This window comes from Agromyces sp. NPDC057865 (assembly GCF_042796995.1).
Classification (GTDB): Bacteria; Actinomycetota; Actinomycetes; order Actinomycetales; family Microbacteriaceae; genus Agromyces.
Window position 1 is genome coordinate 127,650 of sequence record NZ_JBHVMJ010000002.1, and the last position, 25,659, is coordinate 153,308.

General features: G+C 72.3%; 21 protein-coding genes and 1 pseudogene. 17 read left to right on the forward strand and 5 right to left on the reverse strand.

The window, feature by feature from the left end; genetic code table 11:
• The first annotated feature begins 10 nt into the window (after positions 1-10).
• Both nrdR and ACFVN5_RS08245 read left to right on the forward strand, forming a co-directional pair.
• On the forward strand, positions 11-484 hold the full coding sequence (nrdR, locus tag ACFVN5_RS08240; RefSeq protein ID WP_376954497.1) for a transcriptional regulator NrdR: 474 nt from the start codon (positions 11-13) through the stop codon (positions 482-484).
• Positions 485-530: 46 nt separating this feature from the next.
• Positions 531-1,598 (forward strand): quinone-dependent dihydroorotate dehydrogenase, encoded by a 1,068-nt coding sequence (locus ACFVN5_RS08245; RefSeq protein WP_376954498.1) that lies wholly within the window; start codon positions 531-533, stop codon positions 1,596-1,598.
• Positions 1,599-1,643: 45 nt separating this feature from the next.
• Here ACFVN5_RS08245 and ACFVN5_RS08250 read toward each other — a convergent pair whose 3' ends face one another.
• Positions 1,644-2,702 carry an App1 family protein gene (locus ACFVN5_RS08250; protein ID WP_376954499.1) on the reverse strand — a complete coding sequence of 353 codons (1,059 nt, stop codon included), beginning with the start codon at positions 2,700-2,702 and terminating at the stop codon, positions 1,644-1,646.
• Between the two features lie 111 nt (positions 2,703-2,813).
• Here ACFVN5_RS08250 and ACFVN5_RS08255 point away from each other — a divergent pair, with 111 nt between their 5' ends.
• The 5 genes from ACFVN5_RS08255 to ACFVN5_RS08275 all read left to right on the forward strand — a co-directional run bounded on the left by ACFVN5_RS08255 (position 2,814) and on the right by ACFVN5_RS08275 (position 6,821).
• Positions 2,814-3,476, forward strand: a complete 663-nt coding sequence (locus ACFVN5_RS08255) for a TetR family transcriptional regulator (protein ID WP_376954500.1) — start codon at positions 2,814-2,816, stop codon at positions 3,474-3,476.
• Between the two features lie 186 nt (positions 3,477-3,662).
• On the forward strand, positions 3,663-4,475 hold the full coding sequence (locus ACFVN5_RS08260) for an ABC transporter ATP-binding protein (RefSeq protein WP_376954501.1): 813 nt from the start codon (positions 3,663-3,665) through the stop codon (positions 4,473-4,475).
• On the forward strand, positions 4,472-5,161 hold the full coding sequence (locus ACFVN5_RS08265) for an ABC transporter permease (protein ID WP_376954502.1): 690 nt from the start codon (positions 4,472-4,474) through the stop codon (positions 5,159-5,161). Before ACFVN5_RS08260 ends, ACFVN5_RS08265 begins: the two co-directional genes overlap by 4 nt.
• Positions 5,158-5,901: an ABC transporter permease gene (locus ACFVN5_RS08270; RefSeq protein WP_376954503.1), complete on the forward strand. Its 744-nt coding sequence runs from the start codon at positions 5,158-5,160 to the stop codon at positions 5,899-5,901. Before ACFVN5_RS08265 ends, ACFVN5_RS08270 begins: the two co-directional genes overlap by 4 nt.
• Positions 5,898-6,821, forward strand: a complete 924-nt coding sequence (locus tag ACFVN5_RS08275; protein ID WP_376954504.1) for an ABC transporter substrate-binding protein — start codon at positions 5,898-5,900, stop codon at positions 6,819-6,821. Before ACFVN5_RS08270 ends, ACFVN5_RS08275 begins: the two co-directional genes overlap by 4 nt.
• 182 nt (positions 6,822-7,003) lie before the next feature.
• Here the strand turns inward: ACFVN5_RS08275 and ACFVN5_RS08280 are convergent.
• The 3 genes and pseudogenes from ACFVN5_RS08280 to ACFVN5_RS08290 form a co-directional block, all read right to left on the reverse strand.
• Positions 7,004-7,660, reverse strand: a pseudogene (locus ACFVN5_RS08280) (DedA family protein); the annotation flags it as partial.
• 39 nt (positions 7,661-7,699) lie between these two features.
• Entirely contained in the window at positions 7,700-8,644 is a 945-nt protein-coding gene (locus ACFVN5_RS08285; RefSeq protein WP_376954505.1) for a M56 family metallopeptidase, read from the reverse strand.
• Positions 8,645-8,646: 2 nt separating this feature from the next.
• The gene (locus ACFVN5_RS08290; protein WP_376954506.1) at positions 8,647-9,018 is read right to left on the reverse strand and encodes a BlaI/MecI/CopY family transcriptional regulator; all 372 of its coding nucleotides are present in this window, start codon (positions 9,016-9,018) and stop codon (positions 8,647-8,649) included.
• A 109-nt stretch (positions 9,019-9,127) separates the two neighbouring features.
• Here ACFVN5_RS08290 and ACFVN5_RS08295 point away from each other — a divergent pair, with 109 nt between their 5' ends.
• The 10 genes from ACFVN5_RS08295 to holA all read left to right on the forward strand — a co-directional run bounded on the left by ACFVN5_RS08295 (position 9,128) and on the right by holA (position 25,141).
• Entirely contained in the window at positions 9,128-10,540 is a 1,413-nt protein-coding gene (locus tag ACFVN5_RS08295) for a cytochrome ubiquinol oxidase subunit I (RefSeq protein ID WP_376954507.1), read from the forward strand.
• Between the two features lie 12 nt (positions 10,541-10,552).
• Positions 10,553-11,557, forward strand: coding sequence for a cytochrome d ubiquinol oxidase subunit II (gene cydB / locus ACFVN5_RS08300; RefSeq protein ID WP_376954508.1), 1,005 nt, complete (start codon positions 10,553-10,555; stop codon positions 11,555-11,557).
• Between the two features lie 4 nt (positions 11,558-11,561).
• A complete protein-coding gene (cydD, locus tag ACFVN5_RS08305) occupies positions 11,562-13,199 on the forward strand; it encodes a thiol reductant ABC exporter subunit CydD (protein WP_376954509.1) in 1,638 nt (545 codons plus the stop codon).
• Positions 13,192-14,961: an amino acid ABC transporter ATP-binding/permease protein gene (locus ACFVN5_RS08310; protein WP_376954510.1), complete on the forward strand. Its 1,770-nt coding sequence runs from the start codon at positions 13,192-13,194 to the stop codon at positions 14,959-14,961. The genes cydD and ACFVN5_RS08310 overlap by 8 nt, the downstream gene beginning before the upstream one ends.
• 165 nt (positions 14,962-15,126) lie before the next feature.
• The gene (locus ACFVN5_RS08315; RefSeq protein WP_376954511.1) at positions 15,127-16,665 is read left to right on the forward strand and encodes a M20/M25/M40 family metallo-hydrolase; all 1,539 of its coding nucleotides are present in this window, start codon (positions 15,127-15,129) and stop codon (positions 16,663-16,665) included.
• An 82-nt stretch (positions 16,666-16,747) separates the two neighbouring features.
• The gene (pabB, locus tag ACFVN5_RS08320) at positions 16,748-18,196 is read left to right on the forward strand and encodes an aminodeoxychorismate synthase component I (RefSeq protein ID WP_376954512.1); all 1,449 of its coding nucleotides are present in this window, start codon (positions 16,748-16,750) and stop codon (positions 18,194-18,196) included.
• A 154-nt stretch (positions 18,197-18,350) separates the two neighbouring features.
• The gene (leuS, locus tag ACFVN5_RS08325) at positions 18,351-20,924 is read left to right on the forward strand and encodes a leucine--tRNA ligase (RefSeq protein ID WP_376954513.1); all 2,574 of its coding nucleotides are present in this window, start codon (positions 18,351-18,353) and stop codon (positions 20,922-20,924) included.
• Between the two features lie 114 nt (positions 20,925-21,038).
• Entirely contained in the window at positions 21,039-21,728 is a 690-nt protein-coding gene (locus ACFVN5_RS08330) for a ComEA family DNA-binding protein (RefSeq protein ID WP_376954514.1), read from the forward strand.
• Positions 21,729-24,059 carry a ComEC/Rec2 family competence protein gene (locus ACFVN5_RS08335; protein WP_376954515.1) on the forward strand — a complete coding sequence of 777 codons (2,331 nt, stop codon included), beginning with the start codon at positions 21,729-21,731 and terminating at the stop codon, positions 24,057-24,059.
• Positions 24,060-24,082: 23 nt separating this feature from the next.
• The gene (gene holA, locus ACFVN5_RS08340) at positions 24,083-25,141 is read left to right on the forward strand and encodes a DNA polymerase III subunit delta (protein ID WP_376954516.1); all 1,059 of its coding nucleotides are present in this window, start codon (positions 24,083-24,085) and stop codon (positions 25,139-25,141) included.
• A gap of 101 nt (positions 25,142-25,242) precedes the next feature.
• On the opposite strand, the gene rpsT is transcribed toward holA, so the two are convergent.
• A complete protein-coding gene (rpsT, locus tag ACFVN5_RS08345; protein WP_310517966.1) occupies positions 25,243-25,503 on the reverse strand; it encodes a 30S ribosomal protein S20 in 261 nt (86 codons plus the stop codon).
• Between the last annotated feature and the right edge of the window lie 156 nt (positions 25,504-25,659).

Consider the following 25,659-nt stretch of genomic DNA (forward strand, 5'->3'; position numbering starts at 1 on the left):
TGGGAGCACCATGTACTGTCCGTTCTGCCGCCACCCGGATTCCCGTGTCATCGACTCCCGCACGAGCGACGACGGACTCTCGATCCGGCGCCGTCGGCAGTGCCCCGAGTGCGGCCGCCGCTTCTCGACGACCGAGACCGCGAGCCTCTCCGTGATCAAGCGCAGCGGCGTCATCGAGCCGTTCAGCCGCGAGAAGGTCGTGCTCGGCGTGAAGAAGGCCTGCCAGGGGCGCCCGGTCACCGACTCCGACCTCGCGGTGCTCGCCCAGAAGGTCGAGGAGACCATCCGCTCGACGGGCGCGTCGCAGATCGAGGCGAACGACATCGGCCTCGCGATCCTGCCGCCCTTGCGCGAGCTCGACGAGGTCGCCTACCTGCGCTTCGCGAGCGTGTACCAGGCGTTCGAGTCGCTCGACGACTTCGAGTCGGCCATCGACCTGCTGCGCGAGGAGCACGGCCGCCTGCCCGCCCGTCCCGTCGAGTGAAGCGCGCGTCGGCCGCCGCGGCTTCTCCGATAGCCTGAGTCCCGGCATGTACCGACTCCTCTTCTCCCTCGTCTTCTCCCGCATGGACCCCGAGGACGCCCATCACCTCGCGTTCCGCGTCATCCGGGCACTGCCCACCCTCGGATTCGGCCGGCTCGTCGAGCTGTTCACCCGGCCCGACCGCTCGCTCGAGGTGCAGGCGCTCGGTCGCACGTTCCCGTCGCCGTTCGGCGTCGCGGCGGGCTTCGACAAGGACGGCCTCGCCGTGCGCGGCCTCGGCCAGCTCGGGTTCGGCCACGTCGAGATCGGCACGATCACCGCGGTGGCGCAGCCCGGCAACGAGCGCCCGCGCCTGTTCCGGCTCATCGACGACCGCGCGCTCGTGAACCGCATGGGCTTCAACAACGGCGGGGCGGATGCCGCGGTGGGCCGCGTCTCGCGGCTCGCACGCCGGAAGCACCGTCCGGTGCTCGGCGTCAACATCGGCAAGAGCCGCGTGACCCCCGTCGAGGACGCGATCGGCGACTACGAGCGGAGCGCGCGCGTGCTCGCCCCGTACGCCGACTACCTCGTGGTCAACGTGAGCTCGCCGAACACTCCGGGCCTCCGGGGACTGCAGGAGCTCGACGCGCTCGCGCCGCTGCTCGAGGCCGTGCGTGCGACGTCGGGCGACACCCCGCTGCTCGTGAAGATCGCGCCCGACCTCGACGACGCCGAGGTGGTGCGCATCTGCGAACTCGCGACGCGCCTGGGCCTCGACGGGATCATCGCCACGAACACCACGATCTCGCGTGAGGGGCTGCGCGCCGCGGCATCCGTCGTCGAGGCCATCGGCGCCGGCGGCCTGTCGGGCGCACCGCTGGCCGCCAGGTCGCTCGAGGTGCTGCGGCTGGTGCGCGCGAACGTGCCCGCCGGGCTCTGCGTCGTGTCCGTCGGGGGCGTCGAGACCGCCGCCGACGTGCAGGACCGGCTCGACGCCGGCGCCACGCTCGTGCAGGGCTACTCGGCCTTCATCTACCGCGGGCCGCTCTGGGCGCGCCAGGTCAACCGGGGTCTCGTGCGTATCCGGAGGTCGCGCGCCCGGCACGCCACGGCCGTCGCCGCGTCGGCGTGAGCTGACGCGGCATCCGCCGGAGTCGCCGGGCCGGGGCGTCTCGGGTCAGAGGATGCCGAGGTCGGCGAGCTGGTCGGCCAGCGTCGCTCCGTCGCTCGCCGACACCCACGGCACGTCGACGCCGTGCTGCTCGGCCTTGGTGCGGCCGCCGGCGAGCACGGCCTCGCCGGTCGACAGGCGACGGATCGCGACCGCGGCGACGCGCTCGGGATGCTCGGCCGCGAAGCGGGCGTAGAGCTCCTCGTCGTGCTGCCCGTCATCGCCGATGAGGAGCCACCTGACGTGCGGGAACTCCTCGGCGAGCCGTCGGAGGTTCTCCTCCTTGTGGGCCCGCCCGCTGCGGAACAGGCGATCGTGCGTGGGCCCCCAGTCGGTGAGGAGCAGGGGACCCGCGGGGTAGAGGTTGCGGGAGAGGAAGCGGGTGAGCGTGGGCGCGACGTTCCAGGCCCCCGTGGAGAGGTAGATGACGGGCGCGCCGGGGTGGGCCCGCACGATGCGCTCGTACAGCACGGCCATGCCCGGGGTCGGGATGCGGGCGTGCTCGTCGAGCACGAACGTGTTCCACGCCGCGACGAGCGGGCGGGGGAGCGCCGTGACCATGACCGTGTCGTCGACGTCGGAGATGAGGCCGAACTCCACGTCGGTGCCGACGATCCAGATCGGCGCCTCGACCGGTTCCGCGCCCTCGGTGCGCAGCGTCGCCTGGTGCCACCCGGGCGACAGGGCCACGGGCACCCGCGTGTCGACGACGCCGCCGCGGTCGGCGAGCACCTCGATCCGCTCGCCCCCGATCTCGATGACGACGGGCACGTCGCCAACCGGCACGCTCGTGAAGCTGCGCCATCCGCGGATGCCCTGCTCGCGACGCCGCCGGCGCCGCTTCGAGGGCTCGTCGGGGGCGATGGGCTTCGAGAGCAGCACGCGGCAGAGCACGCGGACCCATTCCGACGACCCGTAGCCCGTGTACGGGACCACCGTCGGGACGTGGCCGCGACGGCGCGCCCAGCGCTCGCGCACGTCGTGGATCCAGTCCTCGAGGCGCGCGGCGCGGTGCCGGACCTCGCGTTCCTTGGATCCGGCCGGGGTCGGGGGGCTCGCCGGCATCCACTCAGTCTGTCATGCGCTCCCGGCGGGTCGGAAAACGGGGTCCCGCCCGTCGTGTCGGGGATCGGGTGCCGCGACCGGTAGAGTGGAGCCGCACAAGAGGGAGGATCCGTGCCGAATATCGACCTGCTCCTCGGGGCCGATCCAAGCCGGAAGCGCGTGGTTCGCACCGAGCCGACGCAGCGACGCAGCACACAGCGACTCGATGCGCTGCTGGATGCCGCGGCTGAGATCGTCGACGAGATCGGATTCGAACGACTCACGACGCAGATGGTGGCCGAGCGCGCCGGCGCGTCGATCGGCACGGTCTACCGGTACTTCCCCGACCGCGTGGCGGTGCTGCACGCGCTCCGCGAGCGTTCGGTCCGCCGCTACCGCGAGCGGGTCGCCGTCGACATGGCGAACACCGAGCTGCGCACCTGGTGGGATGTCGTCGACGTCGCGCTCGACGCCTCGATCGCGCTCTACCGCGACGAGCCCGGCTTCAGCGTGGTGCACGCCGCCCAGCGCGAGACCGCCGACGACGGCACCGAGCCCGAGTTCGCGCACCGCATGGCGATGCTCATCGAGGCGGAGTTCGACCACGAGTCGTCCGACCCCGAGCTCCGGTTCCGACTCGGCGTCGCCATCGAGCTCGGCGACGCGCTCATCAACCGGGCGTACGAGCGCGAGGTCGGCGGCGACCAGCGCTACCTCGCCGAGGCCAAGCGCGTCGTGCACGACTACCTCGCCGAGCATCTCGGCTCGGTGCACGTCGCCGGCTCGGCCGCCTGACGAGCCTTCGCGGCATCCGCTCGTCGGGGCGCGATTCGGCATGCTCGATCGACGCGCGACGTCGCGGAACGACGCGCATCGTAGCGGGAAGACCCGCCGTGTCACCTGCGTTGTCTAGAGACATGAATGGTGTTTGGCTTGCATTCCGGCGTGCGGGCGATCGCCCCGAGCCGGAGTGAGGCAGCCATGATCGAGTTCCGCCGTGTCACGAAGCAGTATCCCGACGGCACCCTCGCAGTGGAGGACGTCGATATCATCATCCCGCCGCACAAGACGACGGTGCTGGTCGGCTCGTCGGGCTCGGGCAAGACGACGCTGCTGCGCATGATCAACCGCATGGTCGACCCCACGTCGGGCGAGGTGCTCATCGACGGCACGGACGTCGCGACGGTCGACCCCGTGCAGCTGCGCCGTGGCATCGGCTACGTGATGCAGAACTCGGGCCTGCTGCCGCACCGGAAGGTGATCGACAACGTCGCGACCGTGCCGCTGCTGCGCGGCACCCGCAAGCGCGAGGCGTACGCCCGCGCGCTCGAGCTCCTCGACACGGTCGGCCTCGACCGCTCGCTCGCCGACCGCTACCCGAGCCAGCTCTCGGGCGGCCAGCAGCAGCGCGTCGGCGTGGCGCGCGGGCTCGCGGTCGACCCCAACATCCTCCTCATGGACGAGCCGTTCGGCGCGGTCGACCCCATCGTGCGCGCCGAGCTCCAGCAGGAGCTGCTCCGGCTGCAGGGCGAGCTCGGCAAGACGGTCGTCTTCGTGACCCACGACATCGACGAGGCCTTCCTCCTCGGCGATCAGGTCGTGATCATGCAGCAGGGGGGCCGGATCTCGCAGGCGGCCTCGCCCGCGGAGATCCTCGCCCAGCCGGCCGACGCGTTCGTCGCCGACTTCGTGGGCGCGGACCGCGGCAAGCGGGCGCTGCACGTGACCGAGGTCGACGGTCGCCGCGTCGTGGTCGACGCCGACGGCCGGCCGGCGGGGGTCCTGACCTCGTGAACTGGCTCTGGTCGAACCTCGACCTCGTCGCACAGCTCACCCTGGTGCATCTGGCGTTGTCGGTGCCCGCGGTCATACTGAGTTTCGTGATCTCCGTCCCGATCGGGTGGCTCGCGTACCGCTACCGGTGGTCGAGGGGCGTGCTGCTGTCGCTGTGCGGCCTGCTCTACGCCATCCCGTCGCTCGCGCTCTTCATCGCGCTGCCGCCGATCACCGGACTCAGCCTCCGGTCGCCGCTGAACCTCGTGATCGCCCTGACGCTCTACGGCATCGCCGTGCTCGTCCGCACCGCCGCCGACGCGTTCGACGCGGTCGCGCCCGACGTGCGCCAGTCGGCCACCGCCGTGGGCTACTCCGCGAGGGGCCGGTTCTGGGGCGTCGAGCTGCCGTTGGCCGGCCCCGTGCTGCTGTCGGGCCTGCGCGTCGTGATCGTGAGCACGGTGAGCCTCGTCACCGTCGGCGCGGTGATCGGCGTGCCGAGCCTCGGCAGCCTGTTCACCGACGGGTTCCAGCGCGGCATCCAGGTCGAGATCGCCACCGGCATCGTGATGACGATCGTCCTCGCACTTGCGCTCGACGGCGCCGCGGTGCTCATCGGCCGCATGCTCATGCCGTGGACCCGGGTCGGCGCCGTGGTCCGCCGCTCGTCGGCGGTGGTGCCCGTGGCGAGGCAGGTCGACGCATGAACCTGTTCCTCGAGGGCATCGCGTGGATCCTCGACCCCGTGAACTGGACCGGGCCCGGCAGCATCCCCATCCGCATCGCCCAGCACCTCGCCATCTCGGCCGTCGTGCTCGTCATCGCCGCCGTCATCGCCCTGCCGCTCGGCGGGGTCGTCGGCCACACCGGCCGGGGCAAGAACCTCGCCGTGAGCCTCTCGGGCGGCTTGCGCGCGCTGCCCACGCTCGGCGCGCTGACGCTCTTCGGCCTCTGGTTGGGCATCGGCCTCGCCGCACCGATCATCGCGCTCGTGATCCTCGCGATCCCGCCGCTCCTCGCCGGCGCCTACGCCGGCTTCGAGTCCGTCGACCGGCGCACCATCGACGCGGCGCGCGCGATGGGCATGCGCGAGGGCCAGATCGTGGGCAAGGTCGAGCTGCCGCTCGGCATGCCGATCGTCGTGGGCGGCATCCGCTCGGCCACACTGCAGATCATCGCGACCGCCACCCTCGCGGCGTACATCGCCGACGAGGGCCTCGGCCGCTTCATCTTCGAGGGGCTGAAGACCAGGAACTACGCCGAGATGCTCGGCGGCTCCATCCTCGTGATCATCCTCGCGCTGGTCGTCGACGGATGCTTCGCCCTCACCCAGCGCCTCGTGGTGCCCGCCGGCGTGCGGGCCGCGAGGTCCACCGAGCTCCGTTCGCGACCGACCCGGTCCCGAGCGGCACTGGGGCAACCCATCAATGAAGGGAATCGATCATGATCACCGCAGGAAAAGGCCGGCTCGTTGCGCTTGCAGCGGTCGCGGTCGGGGCGACAGTGGCCCTGGCAGGGTGCGCGTCGGGCAACCCGCTCGACAACGGGTCGACAGGAGAGGCGACGTCGGAGACGCTCGTCATCGGCTCGCAGGACTACTACTCGAACGAGATCATCGCCGAGATCTACGCCCAGGCACTCGAGGAGAACGGCTTCACGGTCGACCGGCAGTTCCGCATCGGCCAGCGTGAGGTGTACATCCCCGAGATCGAGAGCGGCGCGATCGACGTCTTCCCCGAGTACACGGGCAACCTGCTGCAGTACTACGTGCCCGACACGACGGCCACCACGAGCGACGCCGTCTACGCCGAGCTCGAGACGTCGCTGCCCGAGGGGCTGCGCGTGCTCGACCAGTCGCCCGCGACCGACCAGGACTCCTACAACGTGACGAAGAAGTTCTCCGACGAGAACGACGTCACGAGCCTCGCGGACCTGAAGAACGTGACCACGCCGATCACGCTCGGCGGCAACTCCGAGCTGGCGACCCGACCCTACGGGCCCGAGGGCCTGAAGAAGGTCTACGGCGTCGACGTCGGGTTCACCCCGATCGAGGACAGCGGCGGCCCGCTCACGCTGAAGGCGCTCGTCGACAACCAGGTGCAGATGGTGAACATCTACAGCGCCGACCCGAACATCGCGGCGAACGACCTCGTGACGCTCGAGGACCCCGAGGGCCTCTTCCTCGCCTCGAACGTCGTGCCCGTCGTGAGCGAGAAGGTCACCGATGAGGCCGCCGACGTCATCAACACGGTCAGCGCGGCGCTCACGGCCGAGGATCTCGTGAAGCTCAACTCGTTGAGCGTCAACGACCAGGAGTCCGCCGAGCAGATCGCGAAGGACTGGCTCTCGGAGCAGAACCTGTTCTGACGTGATCGCTCCGGCGCGGCCGCGTCCTAGCGGCTCCCGTCGCGGCTCGAGGGGTCGGATGCTTCGGCGTCCGGCCCCTCGGTCGTACGGAGCGCGGGCCCGTTGGGGGTCGCGGCGGGCGCCGGCGCTCCCGGGGCCTCGGCGACGGCGGCCGTCGGTGCCGCCGCGCCGTCACCGGCGCCGTCGGCTGCGCCCGCGGCCGGCGCCTCCATGTGGCGCGACTCCACGCGGAGGATGAGCTTCTTCGCCGCCCACACCGCGATCAGGAACACCGCGATGACGGCGACGAAGATGTAGCCCGCCCAGTGCAGGTCGCGGCTCAGCTCGCGGTAGCTGCCCGCGGCGAGCCAGCCGACCGTGACGTACGCGAACGCCCACAGGATGCACGCCGGCACCGTCCACGTCATGAACCGGCGGTAGGTCATCGTGCTCATGCCGACGGTGAGCGGGACGAGCGAGTGCAGCACGGGCAGGAAGCGCGAGAGGAAGACCGCCGGGCCACCCCGTCGGTCGAGGTAGCGCTGCGCGCGCGCCCAGTTCTCGTCGCCGATGCGCCGTCCGAGTCGGGAGGCGTGGATGTGGGGTCCGAACCACCTGCCGAGGGCGAAGCCGATGCTCTCGCCGACGAGCGCGCCCACGATGACCGCGAACGCGAGCGCGAGGTACTCGCCGGCGCCGTCGACCGCGGTCGACGCGACGAGGACGATGGTGTCGCCCGGCACGACGAGCCCGATGAGCACCGACGTCTCGAGCATGATGCCGAGCCCCGCGAGCAGCGTGCGCACGACCGGATCCACGGCCTGCACCGTGTCGAGGATCCAGTCGAGGAGCTCGTTCACCGTTCGAGCGTATCCACGGCGAGCCCGCGGCGCGTCACCCTAGGGGACGATTCCGAGGATCGCGGCATACCCCGCGAGGGGCACGGCGACCAGCACGACGGATGCCGCGAGGGCGGCGATGCGGGGTCCGCGGGCGCCGCGCGACGCGTTCGACCCGGAGCCGAGCCGATCGAGGCGGGCGGCGAGCATCGCGGCGTCGGGATCGGCGCCCGAGGCGGCATCCGCGAACGACGCGGACTCGCCCGCGTTGCCCACCCGCTCGAGCGCGCTCCGGAGCGCCTCGTCGCCCTTCGCGCGACGCGCGCCGTCGTCGGCCAGCATCTCGGTGAGGGTCACGACCGAGCGCTCGGCGCGGTTCGCGATGGGGAACCACGGGATGGCGCTGTGCCAGGCCCGGAACGCGAGGCGCACGAGGTGGTGCAGCTGGTCGAGGTGCGTGCGCTCGTGCACGATCACGGCGCCGAGCTCGTCGGGGGAGAGGGCGTCGATGAGGCCGTCGGTGAGCACCGTCGCGGTGCGGATGCCCGGCACGCAGTAGGCGAGCGGCACGGGCGTGGCGATGACGCGCGTGCGTGGCTCCCCGGGCAGCGGGTCGCTGAGGAGGTCGATGAGCTGGTGCTGCCGGCGGCGCTCTCGTTCCGCGCGCACGGCGACGAGCGCGAGGTTGAGGAGCAGGAGCAGCGTGACGGCGACCGCGAGCGTCAGCGCGGCGATCTCGGCGGCGCCGAATCCGGGTGGGAGCGGGCCGTCGAACAGGTGCGGCGCGAGCGCGACCACGGTGGCGGGCAGCGAGCCCTCGGGCGACGAGCCGTAGGCCAGGAGGCATCCGATCATCGACAGGCCGCCGGCGAGCGCGATCGCCTGCCAGAGCGCGAGGGCCGCGGCGGGGGTGCGCGCCGGCCAGTCGGCGCGTGAGAGCGCCACGGGCACGGGCCAGGCGAGCGCGAGGGCGAGGATCCCGAGCACCGCCGAGACGGCGAGCATGGTCAGCGGTGTGCGAGCTCGTCGAGCAGGCGGCGCAGCGTGGCGGCTTCGCCGGCCGTGGCGGTGCTCACGAACCGGGCGAGTGCGGCGTCGCGGTCGGCGGACCTGTCGAGCACCTCGTGCATGAGCTCGGCGGTGTGCTCCTCGCGGCTGAGCAGCGCGTGGTAGCGGTGCGGGCGCACATCGCGGGTGCGTGCGACGAAGCCCTTGCGCTCGAGGCGCGAGAGCACCGTGAGCATGGTGGTCGTGGCCACCGTGCGACCGGGCTCGTCGCGCACGGCGAGCGTGTCGCGCAGCTCGTTCGCGGTGAGCGCGGCGTCGGTCGTCCAGAGCACCTCCATCACGGAGCGCTCCAACTCGCCAAGACTCGCCATGCCTCCAGACTACCGTCGGCGGCCCGAATGTTCTACGCTTCGTAGAAGAAACATCTACGACGTGTAGAAATCTCCTCCTGGGACCTCGGCGCTTCCGAAAGGGGCATCCGTGAACGAACTGCTCGACCCGTTGCTGCTCGCCAGGTGGCAGTTCGGCCTCACTACCGTCTACCACTTCCTCTTCGTCCCGCTCACGATCGGACTCGCCACCACCACGGCGGTGTTCCAGACCGCGTGGTACCGCACCGGCAAGGCCGAGTACCTCCGCATCACGCGGTTCTTCGGCTCGATCTTCCTCATCAACTTCGCGATGGGCGTGGTCACGGGCATCGTGCAGGAGTTCCAGTTCGGGATGAACTGGTCGGAGTACTCCCGCTTCGTGGGCGACGTGTTCGGCGCCCCGCTCGCCCTCGAGGGACTGTTGGCCTTCTTCTTCGAGGCGACGTTCATCGGGCTCTGGATCTTCGGCTGGGACAAGCTCCCGCGCGGCCTCCACCTCGCCACGATCTGGGCGACCGCGATCGGGAGCATCCTCTCGGCGTACTTCATCATCGCTGCGAACGCGTTCATGCAGAACCCGGTCGGCTACGAGATGAACGCCGAGAAGGGGCGCGCGGAGCTCGTCGACATCGGGGCGCTGCTCACCAACCCGGTCGCGCTGGCCGCCTTCCCGCACACCATCGCGGCGTCCTTCATGGTGTCGTCGGGCCTCGTGATCACCGCCGCCGCCTGGCACCTCGCCCGCAACCAGCACCTCGACACCATGCGTCCTGCGCTGAAGTTCGGACTCTGGACGATGGTCGCCGCCGGCATCCTCACGACGTTCTTCGGCGACCAGCTGAGCCTCGCGATGGTGGCCACGCAGCCCATGAAGATGGCCGCCGCCGAGGCGACGTACGACACGGTCTGCGGGGCGGATGCCTCGTTCTCGCTCTTCACGCTGGGCACGCCCGACGGCACGTCCGAGCTGTTCTCGATCCGGGTGCCCTACCTGCTCTCGCTCCTGTCGACGCACAGCTTCGACGGCTGCGTGGAGGGCATCAACGACCTGCAGGCCCAGTACACCGCCCTGTACGGTCCCGGCGACTACGCCCCGATCATCTGGGTCACCTATTGGGCCTTCCGCTGGATGATCGGCCTCGGCCTGCTCCACGTGATCATCGCGGTCGTCGGCCTCTGGCTCACGCGAAAGGGTCGCATGCCGAAGCAGGCATGGATCTGGAAGGTCGCGATCTGGAGCTTCCCGCTCTCGCTCGCCGCCATGATCGTCGGCTGGATCTTCACGGAGATGGGCCGGCAGCCCTGGATCGTGTTCAGCCTGCTCTGGACCGAGTCCGCGGTCTCGCCGAACGTCACCGGGCTCGACGTGCTCATCTCGCTCGTCGCCTTCACGCTGATCTACGGCGCCCTCGCGGTGGTCGAGGTGCGCCTCGTCGTCCGCGCGATCAAGAAGGGGCCGCCCGAGGTGGGCGAGCCCCATCCCGAGACCGGCCGGGTCGAGCCCGCGACCACGGTGTACTAGGAGGAAGCCGACATGGATCTCTCGATCGTCTGGTTCTGGGTCGTCGCATTCCTCTTCGTGGGCTACTTCGTGCTCGACGGGTTCGACTTCGGCGTCGGGATGTCGCTGCCGTTCCTCGGCAGGGACGACACCGACCGCCGTGTACTCATCAACACGATCGGCCCGGTCTGGGACCTCAACGAGACCTGGGTCATCGTGGCGGGCGCATCACTGTTCGCGGCGTTCCCCGAGTGGTACGCGACCCTGTTCTCGGGGTTCTACCTCGCGCTGCTCCTCATCCTCCTCGCGCTCATCGCCCGCGGCGTCTCGTTCGAGTACCGGCACCAGCGGCCCGAGTCGCGGTGGAAGCGATGGTTCGACGGCATGATCGTCGTCGGCTCCGCGGTGCCCGCGCTGCTCTGGGGCGTCGCGTTCGCCAACATCGTGCAGGGCGTCCCGCTCGACGCCGACCACAACTACACGGGCACGCTGTTCGATCTGCTCAACCCGTACGCGCTGCTCGGCGGGCTCACGACACTCCTGTTGTTCTTCACGCACGGCGTCGTGTTCGTCTCCCTGAAGACCGAGGGCGAGATCCGCGAGCGGGCGCGCCGGCTCGCGAGCCGTGCGGGCGTCGTCACGATCGTCGTCGCCGCGCTGTTCCTGCTCTGGACCGGGCTCGCGTTCGGCACCACGTGGTTCTGGATCCTCGCGGGCGTCGCAGCGGTCGCGCTCATCGGCGGCTGGCTCGCGAACCTCCGCGGCGCCGAGGGCGTCTCGTTCACGCTCCTCGCGGTCACGGTCGCGGCGGCCGTGTTCGCGCTCTTCGCCGCGCTGTTCCCCGACGTGATGCCCGCCTCGAACGACCCGGCGAACAGCCTGACGATCGAGAACGCGTCAAGCTCGGAGTACACGCTCACGGTCATGAGCTGGGTGGCGGTCGTCTTCCTGCCGCTCGTGCTCGCGTACCAGGCGTGGACGTACTGGGTGTTCCGCAAGCGCGTGACGCGCGCCTCCATCGAGGCCGCCGCGCACTGATCCCGTGAAGCCCCTCGATCCCCGGCTCGTCCGCCGCTCGCACGCGGCGCGATGGTTCCTCCTCGCCGGCGCGGCCCTCGCGGTCGTGCAGGCGGCGGCGATCATCGCGTTCGCGTGGTCGCTCGCGTCGCTCGTCGCGGGGTTCATCGACGGCATGCGGATGCCGCAGGCGTGGCCGCTCCTCGGCGTGCTGCTCGTCGCGGCATCCGCTCGCGCCGGCGCCGCCTGGCTCTGGGACGTCGTCGGCTCCACCGGCGCCACGCGCGTGAAGGCGGAGCTGCGCAGCGAACTGCTGCGCGCCGTCGAGGGGCGCCCCGGCGGCGTGCCGGGCTTCCCGACCGCCCGCATCGCGACGCTGCTCGGCCCCGGGCTGGACGCGCTCGACGAGTACTTCGGCCGATACCTGCCGCAGCTCGTGCTCACCGTCATCGCGACGCCGGCGGTCATCGTCGCGGCCTGGATCGCCGACCCGCTCTCGGGCCTGATCCTCGTGATCGTGCTGCCGCTCATCCCGATCTTCATGGCCCTCATCGGCATGGCGACGGCGGCGGTGCAGCGTCGCCAGTGGGACAGTCTCAGCGCGCTCTCGCGGGGGTTCCTCGAGGTCGTCGGCGGGCTGTCCACGCTGGTCGTGTTCGGCCGCGCCGAACGGCAGACCGTCCGCATCCGCCGCATCACCGACGAGTACCGGCGCGGAACGATGAAGGTGCTCCGGGTCACGTTCCTGTCGGGGTTCGCGCTCGAGCTCGCGGCGAGCCTCTCGGTCGCGCTCGTGGCGGTGTCGATCGGCCTGCGGCTCGTGGCGGGCGATATGACGCTGCTGCCGGGGCTCTTCGTGCTCGTGCTCGCGCCCGAGGTGTTCCTGCCGCTGCGCAACGTGGGCGCGGCGTTCCACTCGTCGGCGGCGGGCGTGACGGCCTCGGCCGACGCGTTCGACCTGCTCGCGGCGGCCGAGGGGTCGCCGGGTGCCGGGGGCGCGGGCGGCGCGGTCGTCGACGAGGGGCCGACGGATGCCCCGGGCGGCCTCGTCATCCGCGGACTGCGCGTACGCCGCGGCGACCGCGTCGTCCTCGACGGATTCGACCTCGAGGCGCGCCCCGGCGACGTCGTGGCGATCACGGGGGAGAGCGGCTCGGGCAAGTCGAGCCTGTTCGCGGCGCTGCTCGGGTTCGCCGAGGCGGACGGCGGCGTCCGGCTGGACGGACGTCGGCTCGTGCGCGGCGACCGCTCGTCGATCGCGTGGTCGGGCCAGGCGCCGTCGCTCGTGGCGGGCACGGTGGCCGACAACGTGCGGCTCGGCGACGAGCACGCCGATCCGGCGCTGCTCGCCCGCGCCCTGGATCTCGCCGGGGTCGACCTCGCGCCGGGCCTCCGGCTCGGACCGAGCGGTGGCGGGCTGTCCGGCGGGCAGGCGCAGCGCGTCGCCACGGCGCGCGCGATCCACCGCATGCTCGCACGGGACGCGCGCCTCCTGCTCCTCGACGAGCCGGGCTCGGCGCAGGATCCCGAGCGCGAGGCGCGCCTGGCGGCGCAGCTGCGCATCCTCGCGGACGAGGGACGCGTCGTGCTCGTGACGACGCATCGCTCGGGCCTCGCCGACGCCGCCGACCGCGTGATCGACCTGGCGGTGGTGCATGCCTGATCCCACCCGCGCCGTGCTTCGCAGCGCCGTGCCGCCCGCGCGGCGGCTCGCCCTCGCGGTGCTCCTCGGCGTGGCGTCGGCGGCGTCGAGCGTCGCGCTCCTCGCGTGCTCGGCGTGGCTCATCGCGCGGGCCGCCGAGCAGCCGCCCGTGCTGTACCTCTCGCTCGCCGTGGTCGGCGTGCGCGCGTTCGCGCTCGGTCGTGCCGTCTTCCGCTACCTCGAGCGGCTCGTCGGGCACGATGCCTCGTTCCGGCAGCTCGCCGCGATCCGAGCGGGCGTCTACGGACGGATGCTGCCGCTCGCGCCCGACGGGCTGGCCTCCAGTCGGCGTGGGGACCTGCTCACCCGATTCGTCGACGACGTCGACGAGCTGCAGAACGTCGCCCTGCGCGCGGTGCAGCCGCTCGTGAGCGCCGTGCTCGTGCTGGCACTCGCGATCGCGGGCGTCGCCCTGCTCGCACCCGGGTCCGCACTCGCCGTGCTCGCGTGCCTCGCGGCCGGCATCGGCCTGACGCTGCTCGTGCAGCGCGCCGCCGCGGTGCGCGCGGAACGCACGCTCGCCCCGCTCCGCGGCGAGCTGCAGGCCGCCGTGGTCGAGCACGTGCAGGCACTCGACGTCCTCGTCGCGTTCGACGCCGCCGAGGCCGGACGGCGCCGGATCGACGCGATCGGCGCGCGCCTCGCCCGGGCGACGCGGGCCCGCGCCGCGGCGACGGGCGCGGCCTCCGCGCTCACGGCGGCGATCGGCGGGTTCGCGGTGGCCGCGAGCCTCATGGCCGCGGCGCCGCTGCTCGAAGGCGGCCGCATCGACGGGCCCACGTTCGCGGTGCTCTGCCTCCTGCCGCTCGCGATCGCCGAGGTCGCCGGGGCGATCCCGCTGGCCACGAGCGCGCTCCGCCTCGCCCGCGCGAGCGCCGCGAGGGTCGCGAACGCCGTGCCGGCCGCCGTGCCCGCGGAGATCCCGGTGCCGCCAGCCGAGCCGGCCGTGCCGCCCGCCGTCGAGCCGTCTCCTGCGATCGAACTCCGCGGCATCCGCGCGTGGTGGCCGGAGGCGACCGGAGACCACGCGGCGGGCGACGGTGCCCGACACCGTCCCACGTCCGACAGTGCCGGTGCCGCGGCATCCGACCCGCGACCGGCCGCGCTCGACGACCTCGACCTGACGATCGCGCCCGGCGAACGCGTCCTCGTTCGCGGGGGCTCGGGTGCGGGCAAGACGACGCTCGCGCACGTGCTGGTGCGGTTCCTGGCGTACGAGGGCTCCTACCGGCTCGGCGGCGTCGAGGCATCCGACCTCGAACCGGCGGCGGTGCGCCGCATCGTGGGCCTCGTCGAGCAGCGGCCGTGGCTGTTCGACGAGGACGTGCGGCAGAACCTGCTGTTCGCCCGCGACACCGCGACCGACGCCGACCTCCTCGACGTACTCGCCCGCGTCGGCCTGCGCGAGTGGGTCGAGGAGCGCGGCGGACTCGACGCACGGGTGGGGGAGCGCGGGGCGCTCGTCTCGGGCGGCCAGGCCCAGCGCATCGCGCTCGCGCGGGCCATGCTCGCCGACTTCCCGGTGCTCGTGCTCGACGAGCCCACCGCGAGCGTCGACCCGGCGCGCGCCGACGCTCTGCTTCGTGACCTCGCGGATGCCGCGGGCCGCACCGGCCGCACCGTCGTGCTCATCTCCCATACGGGAGCCCCCGACGGGCTCGTCGACCGCACCGTCACGCTCGACGCGGGCGCGGTGATCGGCGCCCTGCGAAGCGGAACCTGATCTCCGCATCGCTCACGACGCGCGGAATCACGCGTGTCGCGCACGCGTCGTGCGCATCGCCCGCCGAAGCCTTCCCGCGGCCGCGAGCCGTGCGCTACGGTCGCCGTCAACGGCACGCGCCGTTCGACGTGTGCCGAGCACCTCCCTCAACCCGAAGGAGCACCTGTGAATCACCCAACCCGAAACACACTGCGTGTCGCCGCCGTCGCGGCGTCGGCAGCCGTCTGTGCGACGCTCGCGATCGCCGGCCCCGCCCAGGCCGCTGTCGTCACCGACACGTCGGCGTTGCGCGCCGCGGTCACGCTCGACGGCGTGAAGTCGCACCTCGCGGCGTTCCAGTCGATCGCGTCGGCCAATGGTGGCAACCGCGCGGCCGGCACGCCGGGACACGCGGCCTCGCTGGCGTACGTCAAGCAGAAGCTGGAGGCGGCCGGTTACACGACGACCGTCCAGCCGTTCACCTACGAACGCACGGACTTCACCGGGACCTCGATGTCGCAGGTCTCGCCCAACCCGGACACCTATGCGCTCGGCGTCGACTACTTCCCGATGGACTACACCGGCGGCGGGAACCTGACGAACGTGCACGTGACTGCGGTCGACGTCAACCTCGGCGGCGACCGGGCTTCGACCAGCGGCTGCGAGCCGGGCGACTTCGGCGCCTTCCCCGCAGGCGATATCGCACTCATCCAGCGCGGGTCGTGCGACTTCGCGGTGAAGGCCCAGAACGCCCTCGACGCAGGGGCCGTCGGCGTGATCGTGTTCAACCAGGGCAACGATGTGCCGGGCGACGACCGCTTCGGCCTCTTCGGCGGGACGCTCGGCTCGATCATCGACGAGAACCTCCCCGTCGTCAGTGCGCCGTTCGAGCTCGGCGCGGAGTGGGTGAACACGTCGAACCTGCACCTCAGCCTGAGCGTGCAGATCACCGTCGTTCCGGTCACGACGCAGAACATCTGGGCCGATACGGCGGGTCGCACCGACCGCACGGTCGTCGTCGGCGGCCACCTCGACTCGGTGGCGGAGGGACCCGGCATCAACGACAACGGCTCCGGCACCGCCGCCATCCTCGAGACCGCGATCCAGATGGCGAAGCTCGGCGTCAGGCCCGAGAACCGCGTGCGCTTCGCGTTCTGGAGCGGCGAGGAGGACGGCCTCATCGGGTCGAGCTACTACGTCTCGCAGCTGTCGGCGAAGGAGGTCAAGGGCACGGCCCTCAACCTCAACTTCGACATGATCGGCTCGCCGAACCCCGTCAACTTCGTCTACGACGGCGACGGGAACGCGCTCGGCGTCTCGGGCCCGAACGGCTCGGGCACGATCGAGGGGGTCTTCAACGACTTCTTCGCCTCGCAGGGCCAGCCGACGGAGCCGACCGACTTCGACGGCCGCAGTGACTACTTCGGCTTCATCGAGGCGGGCATCCCGGCGGGCGGCCTGTTCACGGGCGCCGAGGGCATCAAGTCGGCCGAGCAGGCGGCGATCTTCGGCGGGACCGCAGGGGAGGCCTACGACCCCTGCTATCACTCGGCGTGCGACACGTACGCGAACCTCGACGACGACACGCTCGGCCTGATGTCCGACGCCGTGGCCCACTCGACCCTCGTCTTCGCCAAGACGACGTCGGCGGTCAACGGCACCGGCAAGGGCAAGGCCGTCGGGCAGTTCGACCCGGCGTTCAAGGGTCATCAGGCACTCCGCTAGCCCGATCGATCCGGCGCTCGGAGGGGCGGTGCGGGCGACCGCACCGCCCCTTCCGTATGCCGCCCGGCCGTAGGCTGGGAGGATGCCGCGTCGCATCCGCACCCGCCCGGTCGAGGCGTGGCGCGACCCCGAGCTCGTCTTCCGGGACCGGTTCGCCGACGCGACGCACGTCGTCTGGCTCGACGGGGGCACGGATGCCGCGACCGGCGTGAGCGTCCTCGCCGCCGCGCACCCCGGCAGTCGGTTCGTCACGGCCGACATCGTGCAGGGCACGGTCACGACGAGCACGCCAGCCGGCCCCGACGATGCGCGGGAGACGCGCGAGGCATCCGTGTTCGACGTACTCGCCGAGGAGTTGACGGACCCGGTCGACGAACCCGGCGATGACGGCCCGCTCGGCTGGTTCGGCTGGTTCGGCTACGAGCTCGGCGCGAGCCTGAACGACGTGCCGATCGCGCCGGCCGAGACGCCGGATGCCGCCTTCCTGTTCGTCGATCGCGCGGTGGTGTTCGACCACGCGGCCCGCGCGGTGCGGCTCGTGTGGCTCGAGGACGACGCCGCCGCGGGAGATGCAGCCGGCGAAGCGGAAGCGTGGGCCGACGAGATCGCGGCGGCCCTCGACGCGCTCGACGGGCTCGACGGGCTCGACGGCTCGACCGCGGCGCGATCGCCGATGCCCGCGGCTGGCGAAGCCCCGGCCATCCGCTGGCGTCACGACCCCGCGCACTATGCCCACCTCATCGGCGAGTGCCAGGCCGCGATCGTGCGCGGCGACGCCTACCAGCTCTGCCTCACGAACCGCGTCGACGTCGACGTGCGGCCCGATCCGGCCCACGCCTACCTCGCGCTCCGCGCCTCCAGCCCCACGCATCACGGCGGGTACGTGCGCTTCGGCGACGTCGCGCTGCTCAGCGCGTCGCCCGAGCAGTTCCTGCACGTCGACCGCGACGGCATCGTGTCGACCAAGCCGATGAAGGGCACGCGCCCGCGCGGAGCCGACCCCGCCGTCGACGAGCGGCTGCGCCGCGAGCTCCTCGAGAGCGACAAGGAGCGCGCCGAGAACCTCATGATCGTGGACCTCATGCGCAACGACCTCGGGCGCATCGCCGAGCTCGGCACCGTCACCGTGCCGAGCCTCCTCGAGGTGGAGGAGTACGCGCACGTGCACCAGCTCGTCTCGACCGTGCGCGCCCGCATCCGGCATCCGCTCACCGTGCTCGACGTGGTGCAGTCCGCGTTCCCCGCCGGGTCGATGACCGGGGCGCCCAAGCGCAGCGCGATGACGATCCTGCACGAGCTCGAGGCGGGACCGCGCGGCGTCTATTCGGGCGCCTTCGGCTACCTCGGCGTCGACGGCAGCGCCGACCTCGCGATGGTCATCCGGTCGGTCGTGCTCACCCCGGCGGGGGCGAGCGTCGGCACGGGCGGCGGGATCACCGCGCTGTCGGTGGCGGCGGAGGAGATCGAGGAGACGAGAGTCAAGGCGCGTGCCCTCCTCGCCGTGCTCGGCGCGGCATCCGTCGCAGGCTGACGACCCGGCGGAGCCGCAGCCTGTCGGCCCACCGCGAACGCGGGCGGCGGCGGCCCTCGAGTAGGTAGGCTGGATTCCCGAGTGCGTGCCGCGTTCCGGCGCGCCCAGAGATGCGCGGATGCCCCCACCGCAGCGACACACGATTGAGAGTCACGTGGCACACGATCAGGACCAGGCCCACGCCGACGCCGGCGCGTACGACTTCGCAGCCCTCCAGGCGAAGTGGCTTCCCGTGTGGGACGAGCTCGCCCCCTTCGTCGCCGGCCGGCCGGGCGAGACGAAGCCGCGCAAGTACATCCTCGACATGTTCCCGTACCCGTCGGGCGACCTGCACATGGGCCACGCCGAGGCGTTCGGCTACGGCGACACCGTGGCCCGCTACTGGCGCCACCAGGGCTTCGACGTGCTGCACCCGGTCGGCTGGGACTCGTTCGGCCTGCCCGCCGAGAACGCCGCGATCAAGCGCGGCATCGACCCGCGCGGCTGGACGTACGACAACATCGAGCAGCAGAAGCGCTCGTTCCGCCAGTATGCGCCGTCGTTCGACTGGTCCCGTGAGCTGCACACGAGCGACCCCGAGTACTACCGCTGGAACCAGTGGCTGTTCCTGAAGCTCTACGAGAAGGGCATCGCCTACCGCAAGGCGGGCCTCGTGAACTGGTGCCCGGTCGACCAGACCGTGCTCGCGAACGAGCAGGTCGTCGACGGCCACTGCGAGCGCTGCGGCGCCGTGGTGACGAAGAAGGCCCTGACCCAGTGGTACTTCCGCGTCACCGACTACGCCGACCGCCTGCTCGACGACCTCAACCAGCTCGAGGGCTCGTGGCCGTCGAAGGTCGTCACGATGCAGCGCAACTGGATCGGCCGGTCCGCAGGCGCCGACGTCGAGTTCCGCATCGAGGGCCGTGACGAGCCCGTCTCGGTGTTCACCACGCGCCCCGACACGCTCTACGGCGCGACCTTCATGGTCGTCGCGCCCGACTCGGAGATCGCGGCCGAGCTCGCGGCGGGGGCATCCGCCGAGGTGCAGACCCGATTCCAGGACTACCTCGACTCGGTGCGCGCCGAGAGTGACATCGACCGCCTCTCGACGGAGCGGCCGAAGACGGGCGTGTTCCTCGAGCGCTACGCCGAGAACCCCGTGAACGGCGAGCGGCTCCCGATCTGGGCCGCCGACTACGTGCTGGCCGACTACGGCCACGGCGCGATCATGGCCGTGCCCGCGCACGACCAGCGCGACCTCGACTTCGCCCGCGCGTTCGACCTGCCCGTGCGCGTCGTCGTCGACACGAACCAGCCGGTCACGGGGGTGATCCCGGTGATCCAGCTCGACGACGAGGGTGAGCCGATCCTGCCCGAGGACCTGCCCGAGCTCGACCCCGCCGCGACCGGCGTCGCCCTGCCCGGCGAGGGACGCCTCATCAACTCGGGGCCGCTCGACGGGCTCTCGAAGTCGAACGCGATCCGCCGCATCATCGAGGTGCTCGAGCAGCGCGGCACCGGCCGCGCCGCGAAGAACTTCCGCCTGCGCGACTGGCTGATCTCGCGGCAGCGCTACTGGGGCACGCCCATTCCGATCATCCACTGCGACGAGTGCGGCGAGGTGCCCGTGCCCGAGCACGAGCTGCCGGTGCGGCTGCCCGATGCCGCGGGCCTCGACCTCAAGCCGAAGGGCGCGAGCCCGCTCGGTGCGGCCGACGACTGGGCGAACGTCGCGTGCCCGAACTGCGGGGGCGCGGCTCGGCGCGACTCCGACACCATGGACACGTTCGTCGACAGCTCCTGGTACTACCTGCGCTACCTCAGCCCGAACGACGACGGCCAGGCGTTCGACGTCGCCGAGGCCGAGAAGTGGCTCCCGGTCGACCAGTACGTGGGCGGCGTCGAGCACGCGATCCTGCACCTGCTCTACTCGCGCTTCATCACCAAGGTGCTGTTCGACCTCGGCTACCTGAGCTTCACGGAGCCGTTCACCTCCCTGCTCAACCAGGGCATGGTGATCATGGACGGCGCGAAGATGTCGAAGTCCAAGGGCAACCTCGTCGAGTTCGCGAGCGAGCTCGGCCAGCACGGCGCCGATGCGCTCCGCGTGACGCTCGCGTTCGCCGGACCGCCCGAAGACGACATCGACTGGGCGGACGTCTCGCCCGTCGGCGCGGCGAAGTTCCTCGCCCGTGCCTGGCGCATCTCGGGCGAGGTCACCTCGAGCCCCGACGTCGAGTGGAAGTCGGGCGACGCGAGCCTGCGCCGCCTGACGCACCGACTGCTGGCGGATGCCCCGGCCCTCGTCGAGGCGTTCAAGTTCAACGTCGTCGTGGCGCGCCTCATGGAGCTCGTCAACGCGACCCGCAAGGCGATCGACTCGGGTCCCGGTGCCGCGGATGCCGCGGTGCGGGAGGCCGCGGAGGTCACGGCGATGATCCTCGACCTCTTCGCGCCGTACACGGCCGAGGACATGTGGGAGCGCCTCGGGTACGAGCCGAGCGTCGCGCTCGTGACGTGGCGCAAGGCCGACCCCGCGCTGCTCGTCGAGGAATCGGTCACCGCGATCGTGCAGGTCGACGGCAAGGTGCGCGACCGGCTCGAGGTCTCGCCGAAGATCTCGGGCGAGGAGCTCGAGGCGCTCGCTCGCGGATCCGTCGGCGTGGCGCGTGCGATCGGCGAGAAGGAGATCGCGAACGTCATCGTGCGCGCTCCGCGACTCGTGAACATCGCGACGCGGCGCTGACCTGTCGCTGACGCGTCGCCGACCCGTCCTCGACAGGTCGTGTGAGCGGCTGATCGGCTGATCGCCGGCGCTCTCGCCACGATGCCAGGCTTCGCTGCCGCCTAGCCTGCGGGCATGCCCGCGACCCGTGATGACGATCCGCTCGGCGCGCTCGACCCTCGTGCGCGGCGGGCGGCGCCGCGCGTCCGCATTGCGGTCGGGGCCGCGGTGGTGCTGTTCGTGGGCGCCGTCGCGATCGCCGCCGTGCTGTCGGTCGCGTCCGGCGGCGGCGGTGCGCAGGGCTCGATCGTCCCGGCCGAGGCCGATCCCGCCTCATCGGCCGGTGGCGTCGAGGTCGCGACGGGAGCGGCGGCCGCGCCGCTGCTGGTGCACGTGCTGGGCGCCGTCGCCGCGCCGGGGCTCGTCGAGCTCGCGCCCGGTGCCCGTGTGGTGGACGCCGTCGCCGCGGCCGGCGGCTTCACGCCCGAGGCCGATCCCGCGGCCGTGAACCTCGCACGCCCGGTGGTCGACGGCGAGCAGCTCGTGGTGCTCGCCGTCGGGGAGGCGCCGCCGGCCGGGAGCTCCACCGGGGCCGTCGGCGCTGCCGGCGGGTCCGGCGCAGCCGTGGGCGACGGGAAAGTGCACCTCAACACCGCCGACGTGGCCGCGCTCGACACGCTGCCGCGCATCGGTCCGGCGCTCGCCCAGCGGATCATCGACTGGCGGGAGGCGAACGGGCCGTTCACGAGCGTCGACCAGCTGCTCGACGTGGCGGGCATCGGCGACGCGGTCTTCTCGGGGCTCGCCGACCGGGTCGCGCTCTGAGTGGGCGACGTCCGCCTGCTGCTTCCCGCCGTCGGCACGTGGATCGTCGCGTGGTGCGCCGTCGCGGCATCCGATGCCGGTCTCGATCCGGTGATCGTCGCCGGGTCGATCTGGTCGGCCGCGGTCGCACTGCTCGCCACGGTGTTCGTCGCGCGGCGACGGCGGCGACTCGCGGCGTTCGCGGCGATCGGGTTGGTCGTGTGCGCCGCCGCGGGGCTCGCGGCGACGTCGGCGGCGGTCCAGCTCGATCGGCGAGCCGAGTCGCCCCTCGCCGCGATCGCAGCGTCGCACATCAGCGCGGACGTGGTGATCGAGGTCGTGGCGGCGCCCCGGCCGATGCGGGCGATGTGGGCCGAGGCGGGCGAAGCGCCGACCCTGCGGGTCGACGCGCGGGTCGTCGCCGTCGACGGACGGGCGGTGGTGCCCGTCCCCGTCACGACGACGCTCGACCTCCCGGCTCGCGACCTCTCCCTGGGCGTCCGGGTCGCATTCGCCGCCCGGGTGGCGGCGCTTCCCGGCGCCGAGCAGAGCGCCTTCCGGCTCCGGCCCGAGAGCGAGCCCACGATCCAGGGCGCGCCGCCGGCCTGGCTCGCGTGGGCCGTCGTCCCGCGCAGCGACCTCGCGGATGCCGCGACCCGCCTCGACGGCGACGGCGCCGCCCTTGTGCCCGGCCTCGCGATCGGCGACACGACCGCGGTCGGTGCCGACCTCGACACGGCCATGCGCGCGAGCTCGTTGAGCCACCTGACGGCCGTGTCGGGCGCCAACTGCGCGATCGTCACGGCGGCGGCGTTCGGGCTCGCGGCGCTCTGCGGCGCTCGACGGTCCATCCGCGTGGTGGCGGCGCTCGTCGCGCTGGCGGGCTTCATCGTGCTCGTGACGCCGCAGCCGAGCGTCGTCCGCGCCGGCGCGATGGCCGTGGCGGTGCTCATCGCGATCGCATCCGGGCGTCCGGGCGGGGGAGTGGCCGCCCTCTCGGTCGCCGTCATCGGCCTCTTGGCCTTCGATCCGTGGCTCGCCCGCGACTACGGGTTCGCGCTCTCCGCGGCCGCGACCGCCGGTCTGATCCTGCTGGCCGGGCCGCTGGCCGCACGCCTCGCGCGCGTGATGCCGGTGCCGCTCGCCATCGGACTCGCCGTGCCGCTCGCAGCGCAGCTCGCCTGCCAGCCGATCCTCGTGCTGCTCGACCCGGCGATCGCGCTCTACGGGGTACCCGCGAACCTGCTCGCGGCACCTGCGGCGCCCGTCGGCACGGTCGTGGGCCTCATCGCCTGCCTGATCCTCCCGGTGCTCCCCGCGGTCGGCGCCGCCCTCGTGCAGCTGGCGTGGCTGCCGGCCTCCTGGATCGCGCTCGTGGCCCACGGGGCGTCGTCGCTCCCCGGCGGACGGCTGTCGTGGCTGCCCGATGCGCCGGGCGCCCTGCTGCTCGCGGTCTGCACCGCCCTCGCGCTGGTGCTGGTCTTCGCCACGCGATCACGCACGCGGGCGTGGGCGGCCGCGGTGCTCGCGGTCGGCGTCGCCGTGCCCGTCGGGATCTCCGTCGGCGGCCCGCTCGTCGTCGGCGCGACGCGTCCGGGCGACTGGGACCTCGCGGCGTGCGACGTGGGACAGGGCGACGCGATGCTCGTGCGCGTCGACGCGGCGATCGCCCTCATCGACACCGGCCCCGATCCCGCCGCCCTCGACCGTTGCCTCGCCCTGCTCGGCATCGGCCGGATCGACCTCCTCGTCATCACGCACTGGGACGCCGACCATGCCGGTGGCGCGGCGGCCGTGGCCGGCCGGGTCGACACCGTGCTGCACGGGCCGCTCGACGGCGACCGCTCCGACCGCGTGCTCGAGCCGCTCGGCGACGCCGGTGCCGAATCGATCGAGGTCGTCGCCGGCGATCACGGCACGCTGGGCGACGCGTCGTGGCGGATCGAATGGCCGAGGCCGGATGCCGCGCCGGGCAACGACGCCAGCGTCGTGCTCGAGCTCGAGGCATCCGGCTATCGCGCGGTCTTCCTGGGCGACCTCGGCGAGGAGGCGCAGGCACGACTCCTGCGGTCGACCGAACTCGGCCGGGTCGACGTCGTGAAGGTCGCCCATCACGGCTCCGCCGACCAGAGCGCGCGGCTCTACGAGGAGCTCGGCGCCACGGTCGGGCTCATCGGCGTGGGCGCGGACAACGGCTACGGGCACCCGACCGCGCACCTGCTCGAGCTCCTCGGGGCATCCCGCACGACCGTCGTGCGCACCGACCGCTCGGGCACCTCGACCCTGACGGCCGACGGGGACGGCGGCTTCCGCCTCTGGTCCGAGAGCGGGGCCGTCGGTGCCCGCTCGTAGACTTGAGCGGAACGGGAGGTGCGGTGGCGGCACGTACAGGCACGTCGAGGGCAGGCTCGGCACGATCCGGGGCGCCGTCGCGTGCCAAGGTCGCGATCCCGCAGTTGGCATGGAACGAGGTGCGACCCGCCCCGATCGTGCTCATCTCCGGCCCCGAGAGCGTGCTCGCCGAGCGCGCGAGCGGCATGCTGCGCGACTTCCTCCGCTCCGAGGACCCGTCGCTCGAGGTGAGCGACCTCGAGGCCGACGGCTACCGCCGCGGCGAGCTCCTCACGCTCGCGAGTCCGTCGCTCTTCGGCGAGCCGCGCCTCATCCGCGTCGGTGCCGTCGAGCGGGCGAGCGACGACTTCCTCCTCGACGCCCTCGACTACCTCGAGCAGACCGCGGAGTCCACGACGCTCGTGCTCCGGCACGCGGGCGGGCAGCGCGGCAAGAAGCTCCTCGACGCCATCCGCGCGGGCACGGGCGGCGGCATCGAGATCGTGTGCGCCGAGCTGAAGCGCGAGACCGAGAAGCAGGACTTCGTGGTGGCCGAGTTCCGCGCGGCCGGGCGCAGCATCAACGCGCGGGCGCTCCGGTCGCTCGTCGCGGCGTTCAGCGACGACCTCGGCGAGCTGTCCGCGGCGTGCCGGCAGCTGATCGCGGATGCCCCGGGCGAGATCACCGAGCAGGTGGTCGCGCGCTACTACGGCGGGCGCGTCGAGACGAACGCGTTCGCGGTCGCCGACGCGGCGATCGCCGGACGTCACGGCGAGGCGCTGATCGCACTCCGGCACGCGCTCGACAGCGGCGCCGACCCGGTGCCGATCGTTGCCGCGTTCGCGATGAAGGTGCGCACGTTGGCGCGCGTCTCGGGCGTGCGCGGCGGCGGACCCCAGGTCGCATCCTCGCTCGGCCTGGCGCCGTGGCAGGTCGATCGCGCCCGTCGCGACCTCGCCGGCTGGACCGATGAGGGCCTCCAGCGCGCCATCAGCTCATTGGCCGCCGCGGATGCCGCGGTGAAGGGCGCCGAGCGCGATCCGGTGTTCGCGCTCGAACGCCTCATCGGCGTCATCTCCGCGCGCGGTCGCGACCTCGCCTGACCGTCGCGGCGTTCCGCCGGCGATGTCCCGGGGAACGAGTGCGCCCGGGAACGACGAAGGCCCCGCACGAGGTGCGGGGCCTTCATCAGGTGCGTGGTGCGTCAGAGCGCGGCAGCCTGCTTCGCGATCGCCGACTTGCGGTTCGCGGCCTGGTTCTGGTGGATGACGCCCTTGGAGACGGCCTTGTCGAGCTTGCGCGACGCGACGCGCACGGCGGCGGTCGCCTTGTCCTTGTCGCCGGCGGCGATCGCCTCGCGGGCGGCGCGGACGACGGTCTTCAGCTCGCTCTTGACGGCCTTGTTGCGCTCCTCGGCCTTGCGGTTGGTGCGGATGCGCTTGATCTGCGACTTGATGTTTGCCACGTGGTTCGTTCTTTCGTTCGTGTGCGGGTACCGGATGTGCCGCGCGCGGTAGAGGGGCCGACGCGGCGTCTCGTGCGGGGTGGGACCCACACGCAAGCCAACAGACAACGATACCAGTTCGTCCACGACGGCACCAAAGCGAGCGATGCCGGGTGA